Consider the following 19,235-nt stretch of genomic DNA (forward strand, 5'->3'; position numbering starts at 1 on the left):
CTGACAACCGAATAGCCAGGAGGAGAGACCCAGATGAGCATGATCGAGCGAATCCGCAACCGCCGCGACGCCAACCGCCGCGCCCGCGCCATCGAGCACGCGCTGCGTTCCGCCAACTCGCCCGCGGTCCGCGAGGAGCTTCTCGCCATCGCCCAGCGTCACATGAGCTGACGCTCCCCAACGTTCCTCACCTCCTCCAGTTCGAAGACCCGCCCGGGGCGCACCGGGCGGGTCTTCGGCGTCTCACGTCGATTGACACCGGGATTCCACCTCGCCGCACCGCCCGGTACGGTGGGGCTCGGTCGCCAACCGCCCGCCCCCGGACCGATCGCCTCGACAGCAACCGATCGATATCGTCCGGTGACGTTCGGTGACGGCCGGTGCTCCCCCGGGCGCCTCCGGGCGGCCACCGGATACGGTGCGGGGAGCCCGCACGGCCGGTACCTGCCGGCGACGCCGGCAGCCATGCCGACGGTCCCGATCGGCATATCGGCGGCCGACATGTGATGGAGGAGGCGCACCCATGACGTCCGAGGCCCCGCACCGCCCTGGCCAGGAGCCGGGCGAGGTGTCGCCGGGCGCCGGCGGACCGGTGCCGTACGGCGACCGCCCGGCGCAGCAGGACAACGGGTACGGCGCGCCCGACCTCGGCTGGGCGCCGCCCCCGCCGGCCGGTCGGCCCGCGCAGCCGGCCCCCGCCTGGGCCGACGACCAGCCCCCCGCCTGGACCCCGCCGGGCGGCCAGCCCGCCGCCGGCCGGGCCACCGCCCAGGTGCCCCCGCCGGTCGAGCCGGGCGGCTGGGGCGCCCCCGCGCAGCCCGCCTGGGCCGCGCCCGAGCAGTCCGCTCCGGCCTGGGGCGCGCCCGACCAGGGCGCACCCGCCTGGGGCACGCCCGAGCAGGCCGGCCCTCACCGCGCCGCCGAGCAGGGGCCGCCGGCCTGGGGCCAGAACAACCCCGCCGAGTCGAACCCGCCGGCCTGGGCGAACGAGCAGGGCGGGCCCGCCTGGGGTGCCGCCCCGGCCCCGGCCGGTGACCAGCCGGCGTGGGCGCAGGCCGGCGATCCGGGCAACCGCGGCGCCGCCCAGGTGCCCGCGCCCGCCACCGTCCCGAACGAGTCCTGGGCCACCCCGGCCGCGCAGGAAGACCCGAACCGGTCCGGCGGGTGGAGCCCGGCCGGCGGGCAGCAGGACGACGACCGCGCCGGTGGCTGGCGCCCGGCGCAGGAGGACAACTCCGGCGGCTGGGCCGTCGGGGCCGCCGCCCAGCAGCAGCAGGATGACCAGCCCGCCTGGGGCCAGCAGGGCGAGCAGCCCGCCCCCGGCTGGTCGCCGGCCGACCCGCCCGCCCGCGCCGCCGCCAAGGTCTCCGTCCCCGGGGCCGTCCGGCCCGAGGGCACCTGGCCCGGCCAGCAGGATCCGGGCCGCTCCGGCGGCTGGCAGACCGGCCCGCAGGCGCAGGACGACGACCCGGCCCGCTCCGGCGGCTGGCAGGCCGGCCCGGCGGCGCAGGACGACGACCCGGCCCGCTCCGGCGGCTGGCAGGCCGGCCCGGCGGCGCAGGACGACGGCCCCGCCCGCTCCGGCGCCTGGGAGAACGGTCCGGCGCAGCAGGACGAGCCGGCACGGGGCGGCTGGGAGAACGGCCGGGACGACGATCCGGACCGCTCCGGTGGCTGGGCCGCGGGCCGGTCCGCCGGTGCCGCCGAGGCGCCGCAGCCGGCCGCCTGGGGCGCTCCCGAGGAGCAGCGTACGGCCGCCCCGTGGAGCGGCGCCGCGGCGGTGCCGCAGCAGCGCGAGCCGGAGCGGCCGGCCGACGAGCCGGGGCAGCCCGGCTGGGGTTCCGCCGCGCACGCGCCGGCCGAGGCGCCCGCCCGGGCCAGCGCGTCCGTCCCGTCCCCCGACTCGCCGCCCGCCTGGGCCGGCAACCAGGACAACCCGGGGCAGTGGGGGCGCGAGCGCCCGGCCATCCCGGAGGCCGAGCCGTGGTCGCCCGACGAGGCGTGGGGCCGGGCCGCCGAGGCCCAGCCCGAGCAGGCCGCGTCGCCGGCCTGGGAGCCGGCCCGCGCCGAGGGCGGCCCGATCTACCAGCCGGCCCCGGGCCCGGGGATCTCCCCGGCCAACGCCGTGCCGCTGCCGCCGCAGGAGCAGCGGGTGCCGGGCGCCGCCCTGGCCGCCGCGCCGCCCGCCGACTACGCGTCGTTCCCCGGCTCCGAGTCGGGGGACCGGAACCCACGGGCGTACGAGCCGGAGCAGGCCGCCGACGCCGGCTGGGGCACGCCCGGCCCGGCGCACGAGGAGCCGCAGTCGTCGGCCGGGCCGGTGGTCCCCGGGCCGCGTACGTCGCCGGAGGCCGGCGCGGGCGGTGCCGTCTCGGCCAGCGCCTCGGTGCCGATGGCCAGCCGGGTCGCACCCCCGGCCGACCAGCCGCTGCCCTCGGCCGGCGGCTCGGCCCCGCAGCCGCGCGTCTACGGCCGGCCCGCCCGCCCGGAGCCGGAGGAGGCGCCCGGGCAGGACAGCCCCAACGGCTTCCCGGAGCCGGGCCCGCAGTCGCGGATGGACGACCCGGACCGCCAGCACGGCTACGCCGACGCGCCCCCGGTGCACTCGGCCCCGCCGTCGTCGCCCGCCGCCCCGCCGCCGTTCCCGCCCGGCGTGCCGTCCTTCGTGGACCAGCCCGGCAGCAACCGGCCGGTCAACGGGGTGCACCCGCACAACGGCGAGCGCCCCGGCGGCCCGCACGACCCGTTCGGGCCCCCCGGTGGGCAGCGCGACCCGTTCGGCGCCCCCGGCGGACAGCAGGACCCGTTCGGCGGGCCGGGCGGCCAGCAGGATCCGTTCGGCGGGCCGAACGGCCGCCACGACCCGTTCGGTGGGCCGGGAGGCGCTCCCGGGGACCCGTCCGGCGGGCCGGCCGGCGGCCGCGCCTCGGTAGGCGTACCGGGGTCGGGGCCGATGGGCGAGCCGGGTGGCTTCCCGCCCGCGTTCCCGCCGCCGCCGCAGCAGGCCCCGCCGGCCTGGCCGCAGTCGGGCCCGGGTGGCGACCCGGACCAGGGCCGCTTCGAGGCGTTCCGGCCGGACGCCGAGCCGAAGACCGAGGCGCCCACGCCGAAGGTGCGCAACGGCCGGGTGCTGGCCTTGGTGCTCATCGCCGCGGTGCTCATCCTCGCCGTGCCGCTCGGCCTGCTCACCCTGCTCGGCAAGATCGGTGGGGACGACAAGCCGGCGGGCTTCGACCCGGCGGTGGGCTCATGCGTCAAGCAGTCCGGGACGACCGCGGTGCCCGCCACCTGCGGCGAGCAGGGCGCGTTCACTGTGGTGTCGAGGGTGGACAGCAAGGACAAGTGCGCCGACCCGGCGCAGCCCCAGGTGGTCCTCCCCGGTGACGGGGCCAACCGGGTGCTCTGCCTCAAGCCGGCCGGCCAGTAGCAACTCACACGACGGCGGGGCCACGGTGATCCGTGGCCCCGCCGTCGTCGTCTCCGCTGCCCGTCGTCACCTCGTCCACTGGGGATCGCGGCCGAGGTAGCCCAGCAGGGCGGCGACCGGGTCGTCGCCGGGCCGGGCGGGCAGCGCGGCGGCGTACGCGAATCCGCGCAGCGGCTCGACGGTCGCCCGGGCCGCCGGCATCAGCTGGGCGGCCAGCTCGGCGGTGAGCGGCGCCGGTTGCCCGGTGGCCACCGCGACGTCCCAGGCGTGGACCGCGGCGTCCAGCGCGCAGGCGGCGGCGGCGAGCTGCGGGTCCAGGGTCGGTACGGGCGGCAGCGGCGTGCCGACCGGTCCGGCGGACGGGTCGACCCGCGCCCACGCCGCGTCGGCGGCCTCGACGGCGCTCCGCACGACGCCCTGGACGCCCTCCTCGTGACCCCGCGGCGGGTCGAACGGGTTGTACGCCGGCAGGTCGCCCGCGCCGACGGACGCCGCCCAGGCGTGCTGGTCGCCGGCCGCGTGCATGAGCACCTGCCCGACGGTCCACCTGTCGCACGGGGTCGGGTCGTCGAGCCGGTCGGCCGGCACTCCCTCGGCGGTGCGGCGCAGGAGGTCGAGGGCGGTGGTGAGGACGGGGAAGCTCACGAGGCCGGTCCTTTCGTCGAACGGAATGCTTCGTTCCGCTTCACTGTAGCAGAGCGGAATGATCCGTTCCATACTTGTTTCGCGGCGGGGCCGGTCCGCCGGCCCAGCCGGTCGCGGCGTGTCGCTCTTCACCGCCCCATCGGGCCGGCCGTCGCCCGCGGTGCGGCACGATGGGGGCATGAGCGCACGAGTACGGGCACCCGAGCTGCGCGGCCGGGGCTGGCTGAACACCGGCGGCAGGGACGTCACCCTGGCCGACCTCCGCGGCAAGATCGCTCTGTTGGACTTCTGGACCTTCTGCTGCATCAACTGCCTGCACGTGCTCGACGAACTGCGCCCGCTCGAGGAGAAGTACGGCGACGTCCTGGTCGTCATCGGGGTGCACTCGCCGAAGTTCGAGCACGAGAAGGACCCGGTGGCCCTCGCCGCCGCCGTCGAGCGGTACGGCGTGCACCACCCGGTGCTCGACGACCCCGAGATGGACATGTGGCAGCAGTACGCCGCCAAGGCCTGGCCGACCCTGTCGGTGGTCGACCCCGAGGGCTACGTGGTGGCCACCATGGCCGGCGAGGGGCACGCCGAGGGACTCGCCCGGCTGATCGACGACCTGATCGCCACCCACGAGGCGAAGGGCACCCTGCACCGGGGCGAGGGCCCGTACGTGCCGCCGGCCGAGCCGGACACCGCGCTGCGCTTCCCCGGCAAGGCCGTGGTGCTCGACGGCGGCAACCTGCTGGTCTCCGACTCGGCCCGGCACTCCCTTGTCGAGCTGGCCCCGGACGGGGAGACCCTGGTCCGGCGGATCGGCACGGGCGACCGTGGCCACGCCGACGGCCCGGCAGAGGTCGCCACCTTCTCCGAGCCGCAGGGGCTCTGCCTGCTGCCGCCGCACGTGGCCGAGGTGGCCGGCTACGACCTGGTCGTCGCGGACACCGTCAACCACCTGCTGCGCGGCGTGAAGCTGGACACCGGCGAGGTGGTCACGGTCGCCGGCAGCGGACGGCAGTGGCGCTCGACGGTCGACGACCACGCGCACGACGCCCGCGCCGTCGACCTCTCCTCCCCCTGGGACGTGGCCTGGTACGACGACCGGGTCGTGGTCGCCATGGCCGGCATCCACCAGCTCTGGTGGTTCGACCCGACGAAGCGGACCGCCGGCATGTACGCCGGCACCACCGTCGAGGCGCTGCGCGACGGCCCGCTGCCGGATGTCTGGATGGCCCAGCCCTCCGGCCTGTCCGTCTCGGCCGACGGGGCGCGGCTGTGGGTGGCCGACAGCGAGACCAGCGCGATCCGCTTCGTGGAGAACGGCGTGATGGGCACCGCCGTGGGGCAGGGCCTGTTCGACTTCGGCCACGTCGACGGCCCGGCCGACCGGGCACTGCTCCAGCACCCGCTCGGGGTGTGCGCGCTGCCGGACGGCTCGGTGCTGATCGCCGACACCTACAACGGCGCGGTGCGCCGCTTCGACCCGGAGACGAACCAGGTCGCCACGGTGGCCGACGGGCTGGCCGAGCCGAGCGACCTGGTGCTCACCACCGAGGGCGAGGTGCTGGTGGTCGAGTCGGCCGCGCACCGGCTGACCCGGCTGGCACCGGGCGCGCTGACCGCGGCGGGCGCGAACACCGTGGACGGCCCGCGGCACAAGCTGGAGCGCAAGCCCACCGACGTGGCTGCCGGCGAGCTGACCCTCGACGTGATCTTCACGCCGGCACCCGGGCAGAAGCTGGACGAGACGTACGGGCCGTCGACCCGGGTGGTGGTCTCGGCGTCCCCGCCGGAGCTGCTGGTCGAGGGGGCCGGGACGAGCACCGACCTGTCCCGCCGCCTGGTGCTCAGTGGCGACGTGGCGCAGGGGGTGCTCCAGGTGACCGCCCAGGCGGCCACGTGTGACGCCGACGTGGAGCACGCGGCCTGCCACCTGACCCGGCAGGACTGGGGTGTGCCGGTCCGGGTCGTGGCCGGCGGGGCGACGCGCCTGCCGCTGGTGCTGCGCGGCCTGGACGCCTGACGGGCCGGGCCGCCGCTCAGGCGAACGGGGTGGGCGTGACCCCGGCGTCGATGAGCGCGGCCCGGACCAGTTCGGCGCAGCGCACCGCGCCCGGGGTGTCGCCGTGCAGGCAGATCGACTCGACCGGGCAGGGCACCACGCTGCCGTCGACGGCGACCACGGTCCGCTCGGTGGCCATCCGGACCGCCCGGGCGGCCACCTCGTCGGGGTCGCTGACCAGCGCGTTCGGGGCGCTCCGGGGCACCAGCTGCCCGTTGGGCAGGTAGTTCCGGTCGGCGAAGCCCTCGGCGACCACCCGCAGGCCGGCGCCCACGGCCAGCTGCGCGAGCACCGAGCCGGGCGGGCAGAGCACCGGCAGCTCGTGGTCGTACCCGCTGACCGCGGCGACCAGCGCGGCGGCCTGGGCCTCGTCGCAGGCGGCCGCGTGGTAGAGCGCGCCGTGCGGCTTGAGGTAGCGGACCCGGGCGCCGGCCAGCCGGCAGAAGGCGTCCAGCGCGCCGAGCTGGTAGATCGTCTCGTCGCGCAGCGTGGCGAAGTCGTACGCGATGTGCCGCCGGCCGAATCCCGCGAGGTCCCGGTAGCCGACCTGGGCGCCGACGGCGACCCCGCGCCGGACGGCGGCCGCGCAGACCCGGTGCATGGTGGACGCGTCGCCGCCGTGGAAGCCGCAGGCGACGTTGGCGGAGGTGACCAGTCCCAGCAGCGCCTCGTCGTCGCCGAGCCGCCAGATGCCGAATCCCTCACCGAGGTCAGCGTTGAGGTCCATGGAACGTCACCGTAGTCCCTGGGCGGGCCTGCGCGAGCGGGGTCACGTCGTCCGCCACCCCGATGACCGGGTATCCGCCGGTGGTGGGGTGGTCGGCCAGGAAGATCAGCGGCTGGCCGTCGGGCGGCACCTGCACCGCGCCGAGGACGAGGCCCTCGCTGGGCAGCTCGCCGGCCAGCGCGCGGGGCAGGGCCGCGCCGGCCAGTCGCGCGCCGACCCGGTTGCTGGCCGGGCTGACGGCGTACGCGGTGCGCAGCAGCAGGTCGAGCGCGGCGGGGGTGAACCAGTCCTGCCGGGGGCCGGGGCGCAGGGCCAGCCGCAGTCCGGCCGGCACGGCCGGGGCGACGGTGAGGTCCACCGGGGCCGGCGGCCCGGTGGGGGCGCCCACGGGGAGCCGGTCGCCGTCGCGCAGCGGGGACGGTCCGAGGCCGGAGAGGGTGTCGGTGGCCCGGCTGCCGAGCACGGGTTCGACAGCGATCCCGCCGGAGACGGCGAGCCAGCTTCGCACCCCGGCGCGGGCGGGACCGATCCGCAGGATCGCCCCGGCGGGCAGCGACAGCGGCCGCCCCGTGTCCCCGGGCCGGCGCTCGACATGCGTGGGCTCGACGGGCCCGCGCTCGACGGGCGCCGCGTCGGAGGGCGCCGCGTCGGAGGGCCGGCGTTCGACCAGCACGTCTACCGGCGCGCCGGTGAGTGCCACGGTGACGGCCCGGGTGAAGCGCAGCTCGCAGCCGGTCAGGGTGATCTCCAGGCCGGCGGCGTGCTCGGGGTTGCCGACGAGCCGGTTGGCCAGTCGCAGCGCGGCCGGGTCGAGGGCGCCGGACCGGGGCACGCCGAGGTGGGCCCAGCCGGGGCGGCCCTGGTCCTGCACGGTGGTGAGGGCACCGGCCCGGAGCACGTCGATCACTGGCGCACCAGCCGGACGCGGGTGCCGGGGGTGAGCCGGGCCGGTGGGTCGGCGTGCACGTCGAAGAGGACCAGGTCGGTCCGCCCGACCAGCAGCCAGCCGCCGGGCGAGGCGGTCGGGTAGATCCCGGCGTACGGGCCGGCAAGCGCCACCGAGCCGGCCGGCACCCGGGTGCGCGGGGTGGCGAGCCGGGGCACCGCCAGTTCGGCCGGCAACCCGGTGAGGTACGCGAACCCCGGCGCGAACCCGCAGAACGCCACCCGGAACTCGGTCCGGTGCAGCCGCTCCACCACGGCCGGCACGTCGACGCCCCAGTGCTCGGCGACGGCGGGCAGGTCGGCACCGTCGTACACCGTGGGGATCCGGACCTCGGCGGCGCCGGTGGTGGCGGCGGCGGTGCCTTCCGGGGCCCACCCGGCGATCCGCGCGGCGGCGGCCGCGGGGTCGGGCACGCCGTCGACGAGCACGGTGGCCGCCGCCGGGACGATCTCGACGGCGCTCAGATCGCCCGCCGCGCGGCGGCGCCACAGCTCGGCCCGCCACGCCTCGACCTGTTCGGGGCCGTCGCAGTCAAGGAGCAGGGCGTGCGCGCCGACGGGCCGGATCCGCATCCCGTCATCCTCGCGTCAGCGGCCGTGACGGTCCACACTACTTGCAAGTAACCTACGGTGTCGTAACCTAATGGGCGTGACCACCTCCGCACCGCTCCGGCTCAAGCCGGTCGACATCGGGAAGCCCCGGATGCGCGGCTGGCTGCACACCTACGCGTTCTTCGCCGCGCTCGTCTGCGGCATCGTGCTGTGCTCCATCGCCGCCGCCCGTCCCGGGTGGGCGCCGCTGGTGAGCTGCCTGATCTACAGCCTCACCGTGTGCGGCCTCTTCGGCACCAGCGCGCTCTACCACCGCCGGGTCTGGTCTGAGCGGGGCTACCAGATCATGCGCCGGATGGACCATTCGATGATCTTCGTGTTCATCGCCGGCACCTACACGCCGTTCTGCGCCCTGCTGCTGGACACCCGGCACGCCACGATCATGCTCAGCCTGGTGTGGGGCGGCGCGCTGGCCGGGGTGGCGGTCAAGCTGATCTGGCCGCACGCGCCGCGCTGGGTCTCCGCCCCGCTCTACCTGGCGCTCGGCTGGGTCGCGGTGGCGATGCTGCCGGAGATCCTGCACGCCGGCGGGGTCACCGCCCTGGTGCTGCTGAGCGTCGGCGGGGCCATCTACAGCGTCGGCGCGGTCTTCTACGCGCTGCGCCGGCCGAACCCGTGGCCCACCGTCTTCGGCCACCACGAGTTCTTCCACGCCTGCACTCTGGTCGCCGCGATCTGCCACCACATCGCGATCTACTTCGCGCTGTTCGCCTGAGCGCCGCAGGGGAAAGGGCGAGGGCCCCGCGCCGTTGCGGGGCCCCCGACGTTCGCGGTGCGGATCAGGCGGGGTAGCCCGAACCCGGCCGGCGCACCTCGCGGTACTCCTCGCGCACGACCCGGTCGTCCTGCACCGGCACGACCGGCTCGGCCACGACGCGCTCGCGCACCGGGGCGGCCACCACGCGGCGGCGGCTGTTCCAGAAGTAGAGCGTGGTGAGCAGGCCCGCCACACCGGCGAGCATGAGCACCCAACCCACCACGTTCAGGTTCAGCCACCCCAGGTTGGCGTCGATGGCGAACGCGAAGATCGCGCCGAGCGCGATCAGGAAGATGCTGGCACCGATGCCCATGACGTCGCCTCCTTGGCGTCCTGCTGGCGTTTCCTGCCCGCCGCGGCCATGGATGAGGTAGCGGCACACATCGACATACCCAGGCGCTCGGATCGCCAATCAGGCAAGCTGAGCGCATGACCGACGGCACGAACCAGCAGCGGACGTTGGTGCTGTTGCGGCACGCCAAGGCCGAGCAGTCCCCGGCGGACCCGGACGAGGAGCGGCCGCTGACCGCACGCGGGCACGCCGACGCGGCGGCGGCCGGCGCCTGGCTGGCCCGGCACGCGCTGCTTCCCGACGTGGTGCTCTGCTCGACCGCCCGGCGGACCAGGCAGACCTGGCACGGGGTGGCGCTGGGCGCGACCGGGTCCCCGCCGGAGGGGGGTCCGACGGGGCCGGTGCCGGCGGTGCGCTACGAGCCGGCCGCGTACGAGGCGCACCCGGACGGGCTGCTGGACCTGGTCCGGAGGGTCGACCCGGACGCCCGCTACGTGCTGCTGATCGCCCACAATCCCGGCATCTCGCTGCTCTCCGCGCTGCTCGACCCCGAGCGGGCGGATCCGGACGGGCTGCGCACCACGGACCTGGTCGTGCATCGGCCCACCACCCGGTGGGCCGACCTGGCGCCGGGCGGGGCGCCGATCACGGCCCGGCACACCGCACGCGGCTGAGCCCACCCGGGCGGGTGGGCTCGGCCGGTCAGGACGGCGGCGCGGTGGGCGGCGGCGGGTCCGGCGGCGGGGGCATCATGGCGGTCGGGTGGGACAGCCGGTTCTCCTCCACGATGAGCGTGCGTGCGCGCTTGCGCCGGTCCTGCCAGAACCAGAGCGTGGTGAGCAGCACGCCCAGTCCGGCCAGGATGAACACCCAGCCGACCGCGCGCAGGTCGATCCACCAGACGTTGGCCCGGATGGCGAAGGTCATGATCGCGCCGAGCGCGATGAGAAAGATGGCGCTGCCAATGCCCATGTGCGCTGCACTCCCCCGTGCGGTGGCCCTTGGGCGTGCCCTGTCGTGGTCCGCGACGGTTACCCGCCATGCGGCCGGCCTACCGGCCAGGGGCGGAAAACACGGCGGCGGCCGGCGAGCTGTGCGCTCGCCGGCCGCCGGCCGGTCGTCAGGGTCGAATCACCCCCTGGGGGATCAGAACGCCTCCTCCGGGAGGTCCATGATCTCCAGGTCGGCGCCCTCGATGATCCGCCGGTCGGCGCCGATGCGGGGCAGCACCTCGCGGGCGAAGAACCGGGCGGCGGCCACCTTGCCGGTGTAGAACGCCTTGTCGCTGGCGGAGACCTCGCCGCCGAGGGCCTTCAGCGCCACGTCCGCCTGCTTCTGGAGCAGCCAGCCGACCACCAGGTCGCCGATCGCCAGCAGGAACCGGCGGCTGCTCAGGCCGACCTTGTAGAGGGCGCGGGCGTCGCCGCCCTGGGCCTCGGTCAGCCAGCCCATCATCACGCCGAGGATGTTCTGGATCTCGCCGAGCGCCTTGCCGAGCGCCTGCCGCTCCTCCTTGAGCTGGCCGTTGCCGGCCTCGGAGGCGATGAACTCCTGGATCTCGCCGGCGACCGCCATGAGCGCCTTGCCGTTGTCCCGGACGATCTTCCGGAAGATCAGGTCGAGGCTCTGGATCGCGGTCGTGCCCTCGTACAGGGTGTCGATCTTGGCGTCCCGGACGTACTGCTCCAGGGGGTAGTCCTGGAGGAAGCCGGAGCCGCCGAAGGTCTGGAGCGACTCGTGGCCGAGCAGCTCGTACGCCCGCTCCGAGCCGACACCCTTGACCAGCGGGAGGAGCAGGTCGTTGACCCGCTTGGCCAGCTTGGTGGCCTTCTCGTCGCCGGCCGCCTCGGCGACCGCCACCTTGTCCTGCCAGGTGGCCGTGTAGCAGACCAGCGCCCGCAGGCCCTCGGCGTACGACTTCTGCATGAGCAGCGAGCGGCGCACGTCCGGGTGGTGGGTGATCGTCACCCGCGGGGCGGTCTTGTCGGTCTGCTGGACCAGGTCGGCCCCCTGCACCCGGTTCTTGGCGTACTCCAGGGCGTTCAGGTAACCGGTGGAGAGGGTGGCGATCGCCTTGGTGCCGACCATCATCCGGGCGTACTCGATGATCATGAACATCTGCCGGATGCCGTCGTGCTTCTCGCCGAGCAGCCAACCCTTGGCCGGCACGCCGTGCTCGCCGAAGGTCACCTCGCAGGTGTTGGAGACCTTCAGGCCCATCTTGTGCTCGACGTTCGTGGCGAAGACGCCGTTGCGCTCGCCCAGCTCGCCGGTCTCCTCGTCGAAGTGGAACTTCGGCACGACGAAGAGGGACAGGCCCTTGGTGCCCGGGCCGCCGACGCCCTCGACGCCGACCGGGCGGGCCAGCACGTAGTGGACGATGTTGTCGGTCAGGTCGTGCTCGCCCGAGGTGATGAAGCGCTTCACGCCCTCGATGTGCCACGAGCCGTCAGGCTGCTGGATCGCCCGGGTGCGACCGGCGCCCACGTCCGAGCCGGCGTCCGGCTCGGTCAGCACCATGGTCGAGCCCCACTGCTTCTCGATGAAGAGGCGGGCCCACTTCTTCTGCTGCTCGGTGCCCTCGACGTGCAGCACGTGCGCGAAGGACGGGCCGGAGGCGTACATCCAGATCGGGGCGTTGGCGCCGAGCACCAGCTCGGCGAGCGACCACCAGAGGGCGCGCGGGGCGTTGGTGCCGCCGAGGGCCTCCGGCAGGTCCAGCCGCCAGAACTCCGAGTCCATGAACGCCTGGTAGGACTTCTTGAACGACTCCGGCAGCGGCGCGGTGTGCGTCGCCGGGTCGAAGACCGGCGGGTTGCGGTCGCTGTCCGAGTAGCTGGCGGCCAGGTCCTCGCGGGCCAGGCGGTCGACCTCGGAGAGGAAGCTACGGGCGGTGTCGACGTCCAGGTCCGTGTACGGCGCCTGGCCGAACGTCCGGTCCGCCCCGAAGACCTCGAAGAGGTTGAACTCGAGGTCCCGAAGGTTGCTCTTGTAGTGGGTCATGCTCGCTGGCCCCGCTTCCGGACAGGTGTTACCGATCAGTAACTCCAGACTGTATTACTCGCCGGTAGCCAACGACAAGCCGATCTCGGAAGTGACAGCGATTACACACTTCCCGTTCACCCGATGGGCCGACCGCCGGCTCAGCTCTCCGCCGCGCCGACCTCCCAGCTCGGCACGGGCGCCGCGGTGGCGCTGCGCGGCCCGGTGTACTCCATGAGGACCAGCGCGATGTCGTCGTCGAGCCGGCCGTGCACCCACTCGACAAGGGCGGTCTCCAGTGAGGCGAGACCGTCGGCGACGGTGCCGTGGCCGAGCAGCCGCCAGGCCCGGTCGGCGGTCGGGAAGAACTCCCCGTCCCGGCGCGCCTCGCCCAGCCCGTCGGTGAAGAGGAGCAGGCGGTCGCCGGGCTCCAGCCGCTCGACCCGGGGCCGGACCACCGGCATGAAGCCGAGCGGCGGCGCGGGCGCGGGCGGTTCCAGCGGGATCACCGCGCCCCGGCGCAGCAGCAGCGGCGGCGGGTGGCCGCAGTTGACGATGGTGAGTGTGCCGCCCCGCTCCTCGACCAGCGCGGCGGTCACGAAGTCCTCGTCGCCCACGTTGCGGGCCACCGCCCGGTCCAGGTCGGTCACCACGGCGCGCAGGTCGGCCCGCTCGTACGCCACGTGCCGGTAGGAGCCGAGGACGATGCTCGCCAGCCGGACCGCGTCCAGCCCCTTGCCGCGCACGTCACCGATGATCATGCGGACGCCGTACGGGGTGTCCATCGCCTCGTAGAGGTCGCCGCCGATCTCGGCGGTCGCCGTGGAGGAGATGTAGCGGGCGGCCACCGCCAGCGTGCCGACCTGTGGGCCCAGCGGCCGGAGCACCGCCTGCTGGGCGACCGAGGCGAGCCGGGACAGCTCGGCGATCCGCTCGGACTGGCGCTGGCGTACCGCCGCCACGGCGCCGGCGATCGCGGTGGCCAGCGCGATGCCGGCCACGTTGACCGCGGTGACCAGCGACATGGTCTGCTCGGCGAGGGCGAACGCGGCCCCGATCCCGGTGGCGAGCAGGCCCACCCCGAGCACCACCCGCCAGGACGCGAGCGCGGCGGCGAGGAACGGGGCGGCCACCATCAGCGCGACGTAGTGCGCGGGACGGCCGTCGGCCAGTTCCACGGCGGAGACGATCGCGAGCAGCGCGAGGGCCGCGCCGAGACCGGCGCGGGATCCGGGGCTCAGCGGGCCGTGGCCCGACTGGAAGGGTTGCGTGCGTACACCGCACAGCATGCCTGATGGACGTGAACGGGTGAATGAACCTGGCCCGTCGTCCGAGGATGTTCTGCCCGGCCGGATCCCGCCGCCGACCCGATCGCCGCCGGTCACCCGGTCAGCCGAGGACCTCGTACCTGACGGTCAGCTCGCCGAGGTCGGTCGAGGCGATCGCGGCGAAGGCGGCCCGGGACAGGTCGATGCACCGGCCGTCGATGTACGGGCCGCGGTCGTTGATCCGCACCACGACCGACTTGCCGTTGGTCGGGTTGGTCACCCGGACCCTCGTGTTGAAGGGCAGGGTCTTGTGCGCGGCGGTCAGCGCGTCCGGGTTGAACGTCTCGCCGTTGGCCGTCATCTGGCCCTCGTCGTAGAAGGACGCGCCGCAGGAGCCGCTGTCCACGACCTTCGGGGCGGTGGTGGTCTTCTTCGCGGTCGGCTTCGGGCTGGCGGTCCGGGTCTTGCTCCGGGAGGCCGCCTGCGTCCGGGTCGGGGTGGCCTTCGGCGAGGGGCTGAGGCTCGGCGACGCGCTCGGCGAGGCGGAGGGGGACGCCGAGGTGGGGGCGAGGGTGCTGGGCAGGGCCTCGACCGCGGCCGGCCCGGCGGCGGGCTCGGCCGAGGTGAGCTGGACCGCGCCGACGGTGCCGCCGACGGCCAGCACCACGCCGACGGCCGCGGTGGCGGCGATGCCGGCCGGCGAGGAGAACTTGCGGGTACGAAGGTGCCTACCAGCCACCGCCGGTCCTTTCGTCTGCTGAACAAACTGGCTCGGACCGTAACGAGAGAAGCACTTCCGAAGTCAACGTGATCATGGTGCTATGCCCGCATTTACCCCGGTACGTGTAGCCGATCGAACCAGCGCCACTCCACCGAACGGAGGAATCAGCGCTGGCCGAGGGCGGTGCGACAGCGCCTGGCACCGGTGCCCCAGGATGGGGGGCGTGCTGAGCCGACGCCTGGTCGAGCTGTTCCGCTGGGTCGACCCCGGCCCGGGGAGCAGTCACCTCGTCAGTGACCTCTCCGGCTGGTGGCGGGATCCCGAGGTGCTCGCCGGGGTCGGGCCCGCCCTGGCCGGCCTCTTCCCGGCCGCCCGGCCGACCGTGGTGATCGCCCCCGAGGTGACCGGGCTGCTGCTGGGTCCACTGGTCGCGGTGGCCGCCGGCGCGGGGTTCCTGCCGGCGTACAAGGACGGCGGGGAGCGGCGCCGGGTCGGGCCGATGCGCTGGGCCGAGACACCCCCGGACTACCGGGGCCGGCAGCTCCGGATCGGCGTGGACGCCCGCCGGCTGGGCCCCGGCGACCGGGTGCTGCTTGCCGACGACTGGGTGGCCACCGGGGCGCAGCTCGACGCGCTGCACCGCCTGGTCCGGGACAGCGGGGCCGAGTTCGTGGGCACCGCCGCGCTCGTGGCGACCTGTCCGGCGCCGGTCGCCGAGCGGCTCCGGCTGCGCGCACTGCTCACCGGGGAACAGCTGCCCTGAGGGTTGACCTGAAGGGCGCTTCAACTCCGAGGATCGGACCATGGACGACGGCATCCTCGACGAGGCGTACCAACGGCTGCACCGGACCGGCCCGGAGTTCGAAGGCTGGCTCTCGAACCACGGACCGATGGCGGTCGAGGCGCTGGTCCGCCACGGCCACGGCGCCCGGGTGCACCGCTGGCTGGACGACTACCTGCGCCGGCTCGACGAGCTGCCCCGCGGCCTGCGTCCGGTCGACGACTGGCGGGCCGCGCTGGGCGACCCGAAACGGGCCGGCGACTGGCTCGCCCACTTCGACCGGGAGCTGCGCGAGCGACCCTGGCGCGAGGTGCTCGGCGAATGGTGGCCACGGCTGCTGCCGGGCATCGCGGCCGGCGCCACACACGGGGTGATCCGGGTCGGGCACGCGGTGCGGGTGCTGCGCAGCGACGGGGAGAACCCGAAGCGGCTGGCCGAGCTGGGCCAGGCGCTCGGTTACTGGGCCGCGCGCTGGCAGCCGGTGCCCGGCGCCGGCCCGCTCACCGGGCGGTCCGACGTGCCGGCCGCGCTCGCCGCGGTGCCCCGGATCCCGACGCAGACCGGCGGGATCCGGGACCGGCTGGGCCGGCTGCCCGACCTGCCCGGGTGGTCCGGCGCGGTGTCGGCGCTGCGCCCGCCGGTCGACCCGGCCGGAGCCGAGCGGACCCTCACCGAGCTGGTGCACCGGGCCGGGCTCGACTACCTCCGGTTCGGGCACGGCAACCCGGTGATGCTGGTGCACGCGGTGACCGCGCCGACCGCTGTGCTGCGTACCCTGCCGGCCCTGGATCCGGCGCTCTGGGCGCCGAGCGTCGCCGCGGCCTGGTCCGCCACGGCCGCCGTGACCTCGGTGTACGCCCCACCCACGCCGGCCCCCGCACCGGCGGTGAGCGACGGCGGGCCCGCTGAGGTGTTCGCCCGGGCCGCCCGGCACGGCGACGCGCACGTGGTGAAGCTGGCCGACGCGGTGCTGGAGGCGCACGCCGCCACGGGCGACGCCCGGGTGCTGGCCGCCGCCGGCTACGCCGGTCAGCTCATCTGACGAAGTCCTCGACGGCGGAGCAGACCCGGCCCGGTCCCTGGGGGCGGGCGAAATCCCGCGACGGGCCGACGGCCGGCCGTTAGCCTCGGCAGGATGTGGCCCCGCATCGGTGGACTCCGCACCCTCGCCCTCGGCACGCCCGGCGAGCTGCGCACCACCCTCAACACCCTCGTCCTGTCGGGCGTGAAGACCGCCACGGCCGGCCTGCTGACCGACGAGTACGCCGCCGAGAACGAGGAGTTGGAACACGTCGGCGAACGGCTGGTCCTGGTCGACGACGACGACAAGCTGATCGGCGTCGTCGAGGTCACCGGCGTCGAGGTGGTCCGCTTCGCCGACGTGTCCTGGGACTTCGCCCGTGCCGAGGGGGAGGGCGACCGGTCCATCGAGGAGTGGCGCGAGGGGCACCGCCGCTACTGGGCCCGGGTCGGCTTTCCCGTCGACGACGACAGCCAGGTGGTCTGCATCCGGTTCCGGCTGGTCTCCGCAGGGGACGGCGGGATCAGCACCGGCGACCTGGGCACCTGACGGTCAGGCCCGGCGCAGCTCCGGCAGCAGCTCCGCCGCCTCGACCAGCACCGCCTCGTCGCCCGCGTACCAGCTGCTGGCGCGCGGCCAGTGGGTCACCACGTCGGTGAAGCCCAGCCGCGCGGCCCGGGCCACCTGCTCGGCGAAGAAATCCGCGCTGCGCAGCGAGAAGACCGGCGCCGAGTCCAGCGACAGGTAGCGGTCCAAAGTGGCCGGGTCGCGCCCGGCCTGCTCCAGCGTCGCGTCCAGCCGGGCGGACAGCTCCGCCACGGTCGACCACCAGCTCTCCAGGTCGTCGCCGCCCAGCCCGGTGGTCACCCAGCCCTGCCCGAAGCGGGCGACCAGCCGCATCGAGCGGGGCCCGTTCGCGGCGACCACGAACGGCACCCGGGGCTGCTGGACGCAGCCGGGATTGTTCCGCGCGTCGACCGCGGCGAACCACTCGCCCCGCCAGGTCGTGCCGTCCTCCCGCAGGATCAGGTCGAGCAGCTCGGTGAACTCGGCGAACCGGTCGACCCGCTGCCGGGGCGGCAGGGTCTCCCCGCCGAGAACCGCCGAGTCGAAGCCGATGCCGCCCGCGCCCAGGCCGAGCAGCACCCGGCCCCCGGAGACGTCGTCCAGCGCGGTGATCTGCCGGGCGAACGCCGCCGGGTGCCGGAAGTTCGGCGAGGCGACCAGGGTCCCGAGGCGGATCCGGGAGGTCACCGTCGCGGCGGCGGTGAGCGTGGTCATCGAGTCGAACCAGGGGCCGTCGACCAGGTCGCGCCACCCCAGGTGGTCGTAGGTCCAGGCGTGGTCGAAGCCCCACTCGTCCGCCTGCTGCCAGCGCCGCCGGGAGTCCGACCAGCGCTGGTCGGGCAGGATCACGATGCCAATTCGCATGATCGCCAGCGTACGACCCGGGTCGGACACGCCGACCCGGGTCGGGGGACTACGCCGTCACCAGGTCGGCGACCACGCACGCGACGTTGTCGGGCGCGCCGGCCGCGTACGCGAGGTCGACCAGGCGCTCGACGGCGGTCTCCGGGTCGTCCGCCCCGGCGAGCGTGGCGTGCAGCGCCTCGGGGCCGACCACCGCGGCGAGCCCGTCGGAGCAGAGCAGGTAGCGGTCGCCGGGCAGCGCCGTCCGCAGCGCGAGATCGGCCTCGACCTCGCCGGCACCGAGGGCCCGGGCCAGCAGGGCCCGCTGCGGGTGCGCCCCGGCCTCGGCCAGGCTGAGCCTTCCCTGGTCGACGAGCGACTGGACGTAGGTGTGGTCCTGGGTGAGCCGGGACAGCTCGCCGCCGCGCAGCAGGTACGCCCGGGTGTCCCCGACGTGCACGAGGGCCAGCCGGGTGCCGCGCCGCAGGATGGCGGTGAGCGTGGTGACCGGCTGGTGGTCGCCGGCGGCGTGCGCGCGTACCGCCCGGTCGGCCGCGCCCACCGCGTCGGCCAGCGCGGCGAGCAGGTCACCGGCCGGCGCTTCGGCCGGCTCCAGCGGCCGCAACGCGTCCACGGCCGCGGTGCTGGCGGCGGCCCCGCCTGGGCCCCGCATGCCGTCCGCCACGGCGAGCAGCGTCGCGCTGGCGTACGCGGTGTCCTCGTTGGAGTCCCGGACGGCGCCGGTCTCGCAGCGGACGGCGTACCGGAAGGTGGTGTCGGACATGGTGGTGCCCCTCTCGGTGAGCTGGTCGACGAGGAGCGCGACGGCGCGCCCGCGGGCCACCGTGTCGGCGCTGACCTGACGCCACCAGGCGTCGACCGCCTCGGCGGCGGCGTCCGGCGGCAGGCCGCAGACGGCCTGGATCTCGGCCAGCGGCATGCCGGCCCGGCGCAGCGCGGCGATCAGCCGCGCCCGGTCGAGCTGGGCCGGCGCGTAGTACCGGTAGCCCGAGTGCGGGTCGACGGCGGCCGGTGGCAGCAGCCCCAGCTCGTCGTAGAGCCGCAGCGCCTTCGGTGTCAGGCGTGCCGCGCGGGCGAACGCCCCGATGGTCAGCAGCTCCACGGACCCATCCTCCTCGCGCCTGTCGCGTTCCTCGTGCCGGTCGCGGCGACCGGCACGGACCACGCTGGGCCTTGCCGCAGGGGCAGGGTCAAGGCGTTGACGATGTATCGATCACTTACATATGTTGTTGACGTGACCCAGATGCGGGAGCCCACCTTCCTGATTCTCACCGCGCTCGCCGGCGGCCCCCGGCACGGCTACGGGATCATCCAGGAGGTCGCCCAGCTCTCCGCCACGCGCGTCAAACTGCTGCCCGGCACGCTCTACACCGCGCTGGACCGGCTCACCGCGCAGGCCCTCGTCGAGCCCGACCGCGAGGAGGTGGTCGACGGCCGGCTGCGCCGCTACTACCGGCTCACCCCCGCCGGCCTCGACGCCCTCACCACCGAGACCGCCCGGCTGCGCGAGCTCGCCACCGCAGCCGAGACCCGGCTGCGCGCCCTGCGCCCCCGCACCGCCTGACCCGCGTCCCGC

At 75.3% G+C, this 19,235-nt stretch carries 20 protein-coding genes; 9 read left to right on the forward strand and 11 right to left on the reverse strand.

Annotation, left to right across the window (positions count from 1 at the left end; translation table 11 throughout):
* Positions 1 to 33 precede the first annotated feature (33 nt).
* Together GA0070603_RS31540 and GA0070603_RS19205 are read left to right on the forward strand one after the other, a co-directional pair.
* Positions 34 to 171 (forward strand): hypothetical protein, encoded by a 138-nt coding sequence (locus GA0070603_RS31540; protein WP_165823299.1) that lies wholly within the window; start codon positions 34 to 36, stop codon positions 169 to 171.
* A gap of 352 nt (positions 172 to 523) precedes the next feature.
* Entirely contained in the window at positions 524 to 3,427 is a 2,904-nt protein-coding gene (locus GA0070603_RS19205; protein ID WP_091315989.1) for an LppU/SCO3897 family protein, read from the forward strand.
* Between the two features lie 66 nt (positions 3,428 to 3,493).
* Here GA0070603_RS19205 and GA0070603_RS19210 read toward each other — a convergent pair whose 3' ends face one another.
* The gene (locus GA0070603_RS19210) at positions 3,494 to 4,072 is read right to left on the reverse strand and encodes a TIGR03086 family metal-binding protein (RefSeq protein ID WP_091315993.1); all 579 of its coding nucleotides are present in this window, start codon (positions 4,070 to 4,072) and stop codon (positions 3,494 to 3,496) included.
* A gap of 178 nt (positions 4,073 to 4,250) precedes the next feature.
* On the opposite strand from GA0070603_RS19210, the gene GA0070603_RS19215 reads away from it, so the two are divergent.
* On the forward strand, positions 4,251 to 6,083 hold the full coding sequence (locus GA0070603_RS19215; RefSeq protein WP_091315997.1) for an NHL domain-containing thioredoxin family protein: 1,833 nt from the start codon (positions 4,251 to 4,253) through the stop codon (positions 6,081 to 6,083).
* A gap of 16 nt (positions 6,084 to 6,099) precedes the next feature.
* On the opposite strand, the gene GA0070603_RS19220 is transcribed toward GA0070603_RS19215, so the two are convergent.
* From GA0070603_RS19220 to GA0070603_RS19230, 3 genes are read right to left on the reverse strand one after another with little or no spacing between them, the layout of a single operon-like run.
* Positions 6,100 to 6,849 (reverse strand): LamB/YcsF family protein, encoded by a 750-nt coding sequence (locus GA0070603_RS19220; protein ID WP_091316000.1) that lies wholly within the window; start codon positions 6,847 to 6,849, stop codon positions 6,100 to 6,102.
* Positions 6,833 to 7,855 carry a 5-oxoprolinase subunit C family protein gene (locus GA0070603_RS19225; RefSeq protein WP_425270512.1) on the reverse strand — a complete coding sequence of 341 codons (1,023 nt, stop codon included), beginning with the start codon at positions 7,853 to 7,855 and terminating at the stop codon, positions 6,833 to 6,835. Before GA0070603_RS19225 ends, GA0070603_RS19220 begins: the two co-directional genes overlap by 17 nt.
* Positions 7,753 to 8,367 carry a 5-oxoprolinase subunit B family protein gene (locus tag GA0070603_RS19230; RefSeq protein ID WP_091316005.1) on the reverse strand — a complete coding sequence of 205 codons (615 nt, stop codon included), beginning with the start codon at positions 8,365 to 8,367 and terminating at the stop codon, positions 7,753 to 7,755. Before GA0070603_RS19230 ends, GA0070603_RS19225 begins: the two co-directional genes overlap by 103 nt.
* Positions 8,368 to 8,443: 76 nt before the next feature.
* Between GA0070603_RS19230 and trhA the strand changes: the two genes are divergently transcribed.
* Positions 8,444 to 9,121 carry a PAQR family membrane homeostasis protein TrhA gene (gene trhA, locus GA0070603_RS19235; RefSeq protein WP_091322101.1) on the forward strand — a complete coding sequence of 226 codons (678 nt, stop codon included), beginning with the start codon at positions 8,444 to 8,446 and terminating at the stop codon, positions 9,119 to 9,121.
* A gap of 64 nt (positions 9,122 to 9,185) precedes the next feature.
* Here trhA and GA0070603_RS19240 read toward each other — a convergent pair whose 3' ends face one another.
* Entirely contained in the window at positions 9,186 to 9,476 is a 291-nt protein-coding gene (locus tag GA0070603_RS19240) for a DUF6458 family protein (protein WP_091316008.1), read from the reverse strand.
* 116 nt (positions 9,477 to 9,592) lie between these two features.
* Between GA0070603_RS19240 and GA0070603_RS19245 the strand changes: the two genes are divergently transcribed.
* Entirely contained in the window at positions 9,593 to 10,129 is a 537-nt protein-coding gene (locus GA0070603_RS19245; protein WP_091316011.1) for a SixA phosphatase family protein, read from the forward strand.
* A 28-nt stretch (positions 10,130 to 10,157) separates the two neighbouring features.
* Here the strand turns inward: GA0070603_RS19245 and GA0070603_RS19250 are convergent, their stop codons facing one another.
* From GA0070603_RS19250 to GA0070603_RS19265, 4 genes are all read right to left on the reverse strand, one after another.
* Entirely contained in the window at positions 10,158 to 10,427 is a 270-nt protein-coding gene (locus GA0070603_RS19250) for a DUF6458 family protein (RefSeq protein WP_013283345.1), read from the reverse strand.
* 174 nt (positions 10,428 to 10,601) lie between these two features.
* The gene (locus tag GA0070603_RS19255; RefSeq protein ID WP_091316014.1) at positions 10,602 to 12,458 is read right to left on the reverse strand and encodes an acyl-CoA dehydrogenase; all 1,857 of its coding nucleotides are present in this window, start codon (positions 12,456 to 12,458) and stop codon (positions 10,602 to 10,604) included.
* 140 nt (positions 12,459 to 12,598) lie between these two features.
* Positions 12,599 to 13,726 (reverse strand): PP2C family protein-serine/threonine phosphatase, encoded by a 1,128-nt coding sequence (locus GA0070603_RS19260; RefSeq protein WP_091316017.1) that lies wholly within the window; start codon positions 13,724 to 13,726, stop codon positions 12,599 to 12,601.
* Positions 13,727 to 13,826: 100 nt separating this feature from the next.
* Positions 13,827 to 14,444, reverse strand: coding sequence for a septal ring lytic transglycosylase RlpA family protein (locus GA0070603_RS19265; protein WP_091316018.1), 618 nt, complete (start codon positions 14,442 to 14,444; stop codon positions 13,827 to 13,829).
* Between the two features lie 196 nt (positions 14,445 to 14,640).
* Between GA0070603_RS19265 and GA0070603_RS19270 the strand changes: the two genes are divergently transcribed.
* The 3 genes from GA0070603_RS19270 to GA0070603_RS19280 all read left to right on the forward strand — a co-directional run bounded on the left by GA0070603_RS19270 (position 14,641) and on the right by GA0070603_RS19280 (position 16,777).
* The gene (locus GA0070603_RS19270) at positions 14,641 to 15,189 is read left to right on the forward strand and encodes a phosphoribosyltransferase (protein ID WP_208862913.1); all 549 of its coding nucleotides are present in this window, start codon (positions 14,641 to 14,643) and stop codon (positions 15,187 to 15,189) included.
* Between the two features lie 40 nt (positions 15,190 to 15,229).
* A complete protein-coding gene (locus GA0070603_RS19275; protein WP_091316024.1) occupies positions 15,230 to 16,249 on the forward strand; it encodes a questin oxidase family protein in 1,020 nt (339 codons plus the stop codon).
* Positions 16,250 to 16,342: 93 nt separating this feature from the next.
* Positions 16,343 to 16,777, forward strand: a complete 435-nt coding sequence (locus GA0070603_RS19280) for an ASCH domain-containing protein (protein ID WP_091316028.1) — start codon at positions 16,343 to 16,345, stop codon at positions 16,775 to 16,777.
* Positions 16,778 to 16,780: 3 nt separating this feature from the next.
* Here GA0070603_RS19280 and GA0070603_RS19285 read toward each other — a convergent pair whose 3' ends face one another.
* Together GA0070603_RS19285 and GA0070603_RS19290 are read right to left on the reverse strand one after the other, a co-directional pair.
* On the reverse strand, positions 16,781 to 17,659 hold the full coding sequence (locus tag GA0070603_RS19285) for an LLM class flavin-dependent oxidoreductase (protein ID WP_091322103.1): 879 nt from the start codon (positions 17,657 to 17,659) through the stop codon (positions 16,781 to 16,783).
* A gap of 49 nt (positions 17,660 to 17,708) precedes the next feature.
* On the reverse strand, positions 17,709 to 18,761 hold the full coding sequence (locus GA0070603_RS19290; RefSeq protein ID WP_091316032.1) for a MerR family transcriptional regulator: 1,053 nt from the start codon (positions 18,759 to 18,761) through the stop codon (positions 17,709 to 17,711).
* A gap of 141 nt (positions 18,762 to 18,902) precedes the next feature.
* Between GA0070603_RS19290 and GA0070603_RS19295 the strand changes: the two genes are divergently transcribed.
* Positions 18,903 to 19,223 carry a PadR family transcriptional regulator gene (locus GA0070603_RS19295; RefSeq protein WP_091322105.1) on the forward strand — a complete coding sequence of 107 codons (321 nt, stop codon included), beginning with the start codon at positions 18,903 to 18,905 and terminating at the stop codon, positions 19,221 to 19,223.
* The last annotated feature ends 12 nt before the right edge of the window (positions 19,224 to 19,235 follow it).

The organism is Micromonospora chersina (assembly GCF_900091475.1).
GTDB classification, from domain to species: domain Bacteria; phylum Actinomycetota; class Actinomycetes; order Mycobacteriales; family Micromonosporaceae; genus Micromonospora; species Micromonospora chersina.